Source organism: Endozoicomonas sp. ONNA1 (assembly GCF_024606325.1).
Lineage (GTDB): Bacteria > Pseudomonadota > Gammaproteobacteria > Pseudomonadales > Endozoicomonadaceae > Endozoicomonas_A.
The window spans coordinates 1-7,005 of sequence record NZ_JAHHPN010000437.1; the positions used below are offsets into that span (position 1 = coordinate 1).

Below are 7,005 nucleotides of genomic sequence, written 5' to 3' on the forward strand. Positions count from 1 at the left end.
ACAAGCTGCCCACAGGCCTCGTTTACTGACCCTCAAAATACTGACTATGGAGGTGGTAACCCGGGCCCTCATCAACACTCACATACTTTGGGTTTTAATTGTTTCTTCCATCCCTGTCGTGGCGTTTGTCTATTCCGACCATTATCCGGTTGCAAAGAGCTCGCTGAATGGACGCTGAATTCAGAAAAAATGTCGACAGCCGGAAATGGCTCATCCTCTGATTTGGCGGATGGATACCACCTTGGTAACACGGATCATTTTGATCTTCTAAGCATGACACCTTCCCAAAACAACTCAAGTTTCAAAGTATTGAGTAATCACCCTGACACTCAGATCTCATTTGATGCTTATCAACTGTTTGAGCCACAGATGCGTGGTATTGACGTCAACCCAGCTAATAGCTTTAACCCCATAAACAGGGTCGGCTTTGATGGGATCGACTTGGATGGGATCGACTTGGATGGGATCGAATTGGATGGGATCGACTTTGACTGGGCCAGCATAGACTCACTGAGCACCGGAGCCGCCTATACAAATGCCACTAAAGAACCAGTCAATGATCATCTGGCGATACCAGAGACTGGCTACCTTGCTCCCGAAGGAGCTAAATATTGGCAACAGGCTCTATCGGAACCTAATAATAAGCACTACAGCAGACAATTAATCTGTGACGTGATCGTGACCCGGGACGGTCAACCGCGACCATGCGGGATAATCTGCAAGAATGCAACCTCTCTGTCGGCTCACAAAAGCAGAGCCCACACCGGGCAACAAACCTGTAACCTGACTGTCATCAGGGAGGATGGTCAGCCGCAGCCTTGCGGGGTGGTTTGCAAGAATGCTGCTTCTCTGTCGGTTCACAAAAGCAAAGTTCACACCGGGCAAAAAATCTGTGATGTAACTGTGGTTGGGAAAGATGGCCAGCTAAGGCCCTGCAAGACGGTCTGCAAGCATGCTCAAGACCTCTCGAATCACAAAAATAGATACCACTCCGGGCAACAACAAACCTGTGACGCGATCGTGACCGGGAAGGATGGTCAGCTTCAGCCATGCGGTAAGGTCTGCAAGCATTCTCGCTCCCTGTTGGCTCACATAAGAAGAAACCACAACAGGCAAAAAACCTGTGACGAAACCATAGTCGGGGAGGATGGCCAGCCGCAGCCATGCGGAACAGTCTGTAAAAGTGCTCTAGCCCTGTCGGAACACAAAAAAAGAAATCACTCCGGGCAACAAACCTGTGATGCAATTGTTGTCGGGGTGGACGGGCTGCTGCGGCCATGTGGAAAAATCTGCAAGAGTTTCAGAGTCTTGTCAAATCACAAAATCGGAGAACACAGCGGGCAAAAGTCCTGTGAAGTAGCAGTGGTCGGAGAGGATGGTCAGCTGCGGCCATGCGGTAAAATCTGCAAGAATTCTAAAGTCCTGTCTGATCACAAAATCGGATATCACAGCGGGCAAAAATCCTGTGAATTAGCAATGGTTGGAGAGGATGGTCAGTTGCGGGCATGTGGGAAGGTCTGCAAGAATGCTCGCGCCCTGTTGGATCACAAAAGAATACACCACACCGGGCAACAAAGCTGTAAGGTTAGCGTGATTGGGGATGACGGCCTATTGCGGCCATGCGGAGAGATCTGTAAGAATGCTAAATACCTGTCGTATCACAAAAGAAAAGAGCACACCGGGCAACAAATCTGCTACATACGTGTGGTTGGGAAGGACGGCCAAATGCAGCCATGCGGAAGGGTCAGTAAAAATGCTCAAGCCCTGTCTCAGCACAAAAGAAGACATCGAAAACGTAAGCAGATTGGTGTAACTCCAGGTGATGAATGCAGTAATCCAGCAGGTAAAGTTCATAAGTAAGACTTGATCTGACACTGCCCTTTCCCCGGACTCAGTGGCTTTTCAGGAGCAGTCCCGGGGCTGGAAAAGAGACTGTTTACCTAAACTAAAATTGCACTTGTTTGAGGGTTTCGAGACAGCCTCTTTGTGCAGACATCTGTTTACTCCGAAAAACGGGCTCTAAAATTTGAAACAAGGCACGGGTTCCCACACTGGAGAGGGTGGGAACCAGGGCTATACAACCGCCGAAGCAGGAGGCAGATTATGAAGTGATTTCCGCGAGCAATATCTCGCTCACTTAATTAAGATTACGCCCTTTGTTGGCAGCAATTCTCAGCCTCAATGCATTCAGCTTAATAAAGCCTTCAGCATCTGCCTGATCATAAGCACCGGCATCATCTTCAAACGTGGCAATATTCTCATCAAACAGGGAGTCATCAGACTGACGACCAACAACCACTACATTACCCTTATAGAGCTTCAGTCGTACGACACCGTTCACGCACTCCTGACTTTCATCAATCATCTTCTGAAGCATCTCACGCTCGGGAGACCACCAGTAACCGTTGTAAATCAGTTTCGCATACTTAGGCATAAGCTCGTCTTTAAGATGCGCCACTTCACGATCAAGCGTGATGGATTCGATCGCTCTGTGTGCCTTCAGCATGATGGTACCACCGGGAGTCTCATAGCAACCACGAGACTTCATACCGACATAACGATTCTCGACAATGTCCAGACGTCCCACGCCATTTTCCCCACCGACTTTGTTGAGGTAAGTCAACACAGTTGCGGGTGTCATTTCCTGTCCATCAATGGCAATGATGTCGCCTTTCTTATAGGTCAGTTCCAGATACAGTGGCTGGTCCGGGGCCTTTTCCGGAGATACGCTCCAACGCCACATATCTTCTTCGGCTTCAGCCCAGGGATTTTCCAGAATGCCACCTTCGTAGGAGATGTGCAGCAAGTTGGCATCCATAGAATAAGGAGACTTACCTTTCTTCTTCTCAACCTGGATACCGTGCTCTTCACAATAGGCCAGCAGTTTTTCACGGGAATTCAGATCCCACTCACGCCAGGGAGCAATAACCTGCACACCGGGCTTGAGGGCATAGGCACCCAGTTCAAAACGCACCTGGTCATTGCCCTTGCCGGTAGCTCCGTGGGAGATGGCATCGGCCCCCGTCTCATTGGCAATTTCTATCAGTCGCTTGGAAATCAGAGGGCGGGCAATAGAAGTGCCCAGCAGGTATTCTCCTTCGTAGAGGGTATTGGCCCGGAACATCGGAAACACAAAATCCCGTACAAACTCTTCACGCAGATCTTCGATATAGATCTCTTTGATGCCCAAAGCTTCTGCCTTGGCTCTGGCAGGCTCAACTTCTTCGCCCTGACCCAGATCGGCAGTAAATGTTACAACATCGCACTGATAAGTATCTTCCAGCCATTTAGCAATGACTGAGGTATCCAGCCCACCCGAATAGGCCAGTACTACTTTTTTGATCTCTTTCACCGAGCACTCCCAATTCCCGATACGGTAAAACCTGATTTGTGAGAGAGTATTGATGATCCAGCATTGAAAATCAATATTTATTCATTAAACCAGAATATAAATTCATCACTTCATTGTTTGATGGCTACCTCACAGCTCCACAAGCCCGATGTGGAAACCACCCAACCGACTTCGGATAGCGACAAAGCGGACACCATTATTCTCGAATACTCCCTTATTTTCCAGACCAGAAATCTCACAGGCAGTCTACCTGATCAGATAGAGACCAAATAATGTGCAAACAATTGGAAAAGCACTACTCTTGAAGTCCTGAAAACCGGTTGAAAGGCACTATGCGATGGGTAAATATCACTACCAAGCCAGCATAATTTTAGATACGATGCCACCTCAGTGAAGAGAGTCTTCCTGACTCTCCAATCTACAACACATTATTAACGTGTTTTTTGATCATCCTTTGCTGTATTTAGCGGACTCGTGAGAAAAACACGTTTACACTGTTGCTATTCAGCAGTCACTCTTTCCTTCTCTGGAACAGGTACTCTTCAGAAGATGACGCAAATGCCCATAGCGAAAGAAAAGATCTCCCTGACACGCCCTGATGACTGGCATATCCACCTGAGAGACAACGCAGCCCTGGCCGAAACGGTGCGTTCTGCAGCCAGGAATTTTACCCGCGCTATTATTATGCCCAACCTGCGTCCACCGGTGCTGAATGCCGATGACGCTGCCGCTTACAAGGCCCGAATCCTTGAGCATGTACCTGCGGGCGTTCATTTTGAACCACTGATGACGCTGTACCTGACAGATAACACCACACCCGAAATAGTTCGCGAAGCCAAGGCCAGAGGCGATGTCAAAGCTCTGAAACTCTATCCAGCCGGGGCAACCACCAACTCTGACTCCGGTGTCACCGACATCAGCAACATTGAAGAAAGTCTGATCGCTATGACGGAGGTGGGCCTGCCACTGCTGGTACACGCTGAAGTTACTGACAAAGATATTGATATCTTCGATCGTGAAAAAGTTTTCATTGATCGCTACCTGCGAGACATTACTCTTCGGCACCCTGACCTGAAAGTGGTTATGGAACACATTACCACCGCTGATGCTGTCGAATTTGTCAAAAGCAGCCACAGCAATGTAGCCGCAACAATTACTGCACACCACCTGCTGTACAATCGCAACGATATGCTGGCAGGAGGGATTCGCCCTCATTACTACTGCCTGCCGATCCTGAAGCGTAATATCCACCAGCAGGCTCTGCTCGAAGCCGCAACCAGTGGCAACCCGAAATTTTTCCTCGGCACCGACTCTGCACCTCATACCGTAGATGCCAAAGAGACCGCCTGTGGCTGTGCAGGTTGCTATACCGCACCGGCAGCCCTGGAATTGTATGCTGAAGCCTTTGAGAGCATGAATGCACTGGATAAACTGGAAGGATTTGCCAGCCACTTTGGTCCGGATTTTTACGCTCTGCCCAGAAACCAGACTTCAGTAAGCCTGATTAAGGAAGAATGGCAATTGCCAGAGTCCATCCCTCTGGGAGACAATCAGGTGATTCCTCTGCGTGCAGGCGAAACCCTGAGCTGGCGCTTGCAAGACCTGAACTGACACTGAAGACCGGAAAGTCTGCCTTCAGATGGCTGACTTTCCATTGACTCTGAAAGAATTAAGGAGATTCCGTGGTCGATGACAGCCATCTGATGGCCAACCGCTTTCGTGGTTTTTTACCCGTTGTGGTGGATGTGGAAACCGGAGGTTTCAATTCCGTCACCGATGCCCTGCTGGAAATTGCGGCAGTAGTCATTGAAATGGACGAAAGCGGCTATGTGCACCCCGGTAAGCCTCAGTCTTTCCATATTAAACCCTTTGAAGGTGCCAATATTGAACAGTCGGCGATAGAGTTTATCGGTATTGATCCCTTCCACCCGCTTCGTATTGCCACTGAAGAAGAACAAGCACTGAACAGTATCTTCAAAACAGTACGCAAGGAAGTTAAGAAGCAGGGTTGCAACCGGGCAGTACTGGTGGGTCACAATGCGTCATTTGACCTTGGTTTTCTGATGGCCGCAGCAGAGCGGTGTGATATCAAACGTAATCCTTTTCATCCCTTCTCCTGCTTTGATACCGCTACCCTGTCAGGATTGGCTTATGGGCAAACAGTGCTGGCCAGAGCCTGCGAAGCCGCAGAGATTCATTTCGATAAGGGCGAAGCCCACTCCGCTCGTTATGATACAGAGAAAACCGCCGAGCTGTTCTGCTCTATCGTCAATCGCTGGAAGGATCTGGGCGGCTGGTTGTAAAGAGGCTTGTAGTACCATTGTTGTCTTTGCCTGGTTTGATGGCCCTGATGCCTCCTGGCAACTGGGCACTTTTTTTGTGACTGGGCCGGGTATTACCAGAGCACTGTGATTGGTGGGTGGGTGTGAAGATAAATGGGTTCCGGAATTTTTGAGAGAGTTGCTTGTGGCAACCACTCGAACAAATCACCAAGGCTGAGTAAATTTCATGGTTTGAAATTGATCACAACCATTGGTGGCGAAATTCCGGATATCTCTTTTATTCTTCCTGCCCGGAGCGCTTCATACCCAGTAACTCAATATTCATTTTCATCCACAGCAGAGTAGCAGCCAGATTAGTGTTGTTATTGCAGATTCCATCATTACCAGACAACAAGCCCCGAGTGTCATCAACTACCTTGTCCACCTCTTGTTGTTGTTCTTCAGGGAATGTCTCAAGCAATTGCTTCAGACGCAGCTGCCCTTGGGTCAGATGTGCAAACCTCTGAGGAAACTGACGTAATTGATAAATTTTAAACAAATCTGGTTCCAGCCCCAATACACTCCAGGTATCGAGCGACACAGAGATAAGGGTGTTCACGTCACGTGCATCAAGTGCAGGTTTATCTACTGTGTCCGTAAAATACTTAATCTCCCCATTGACTCGCAATCGACCGAGTTGCTCAGCGTCCAAGTCATACGTTATGTTCAAAAAAAACTTGAACATATTGCCATTAGTAAGAGGTTCTTTGTCCGCATAATAACCGTTACCCGCCAACATGGGGAATTCCAACAATGTTTTCAGGTCGTGTAACATGAATGACTCACTGCCTAAACCGCTACCTTGACGTTCAGACAGGAAGTAAAACCGGGAATCAGTAAAGCCATGATATTTTAACGCCAGTGTTAAAGCCAAACTGACAAAATGTGCCAAATACGAATAAACCCGACCATCATAGTGACGCTTAAAAACACTTAAACTATCAACGACAAAAATACGATAACGCCCATTATCATTTTTTCGGATAGAAAAGACGCTAAAATGACCGGTTTGATCCTGAAAAATAAAATTTTTAGATTCATCTGTTGCCATTAACGGCAGATGGGTTATGAATAACCCAATCAGCTGCTGAAGACACTGAGGGTGGCCCAGATGAGTTTGCATATACTTTAACTTTGAAGGGCTGACAGCATTCACAATGTTGTCTAATAACAACTGTTTGGGCAACCCTTCAGGTAATCCAAGCTCCGGAAGTGCATATTTGGCAAATATTCTGATTAGATTTTCTGGCAGGCTCTCAAGCTTTGGATATTCAAGCAAAACGTGTGACATTTCACCTTTTTCCAGCTTGCCGGGAAAATGATGCTTAAGCA

Annotated in this window: 6 protein-coding genes; 4 read left to right on the forward strand and 2 right to left on the reverse strand. The window is 47.9% G+C overall.

Translation table 11 applies throughout. From position 1 onward, the window contains the following. Window positions 1-1,860 (forward strand): hypothetical protein (locus KDK19_RS10070; RefSeq protein WP_257291857.1); only part of this gene is annotated, 1,860 nt, incomplete at its 5' end. A 277-nt stretch (window positions 1,861-2,137) separates the two neighbouring features. Here KDK19_RS10070 and KDK19_RS10075 read toward each other — a convergent pair. Then, the gene (locus KDK19_RS10075; protein ID WP_257276428.1) at window positions 2,138-3,352 is read right to left on the reverse strand and encodes an argininosuccinate synthase; all 1,215 of its coding nucleotides are present in this window, start codon (window positions 3,350-3,352) and stop codon (window positions 2,138-2,140) included. 120 nt (window positions 3,353-3,472) lie between these two features. Between KDK19_RS10075 and KDK19_RS10080 the strand changes: the two genes are divergently transcribed. The 3 genes from KDK19_RS10080 to rnt all read left to right on the forward strand — a co-directional run bounded on the left by KDK19_RS10080 (window position 3,473) and on the right by rnt (window position 5,655). Next, a complete protein-coding gene (locus tag KDK19_RS10080) occupies window positions 3,473-3,625 on the forward strand; it encodes a hypothetical protein (protein WP_257291858.1) in 153 nt (50 codons plus the stop codon). Window positions 3,626-3,910: 285 nt separating this feature from the next. Continuing rightward, a complete protein-coding gene (gene pyrC, locus KDK19_RS10085) occupies window positions 3,911-4,963 on the forward strand; it encodes a dihydroorotase (RefSeq protein ID WP_257276426.1) in 1,053 nt (350 codons plus the stop codon). Between the two features lie 92 nt (window positions 4,964-5,055). Continuing rightward, on the forward strand, window positions 5,056-5,655 hold the full coding sequence (gene rnt / locus KDK19_RS10090) for a ribonuclease T (protein WP_257276430.1): 600 nt from the start codon (window positions 5,056-5,058) through the stop codon (window positions 5,653-5,655). A gap of 256 nt (window positions 5,656-5,911) precedes the next feature. On the opposite strand, the gene KDK19_RS10095 is transcribed toward rnt, so the two are convergent. Then, on the reverse strand, window positions 5,912-7,005 hold a 1,094-nt coding region (locus KDK19_RS10095; RefSeq protein ID WP_257287186.1), incomplete at its 5' end, for a hypothetical protein.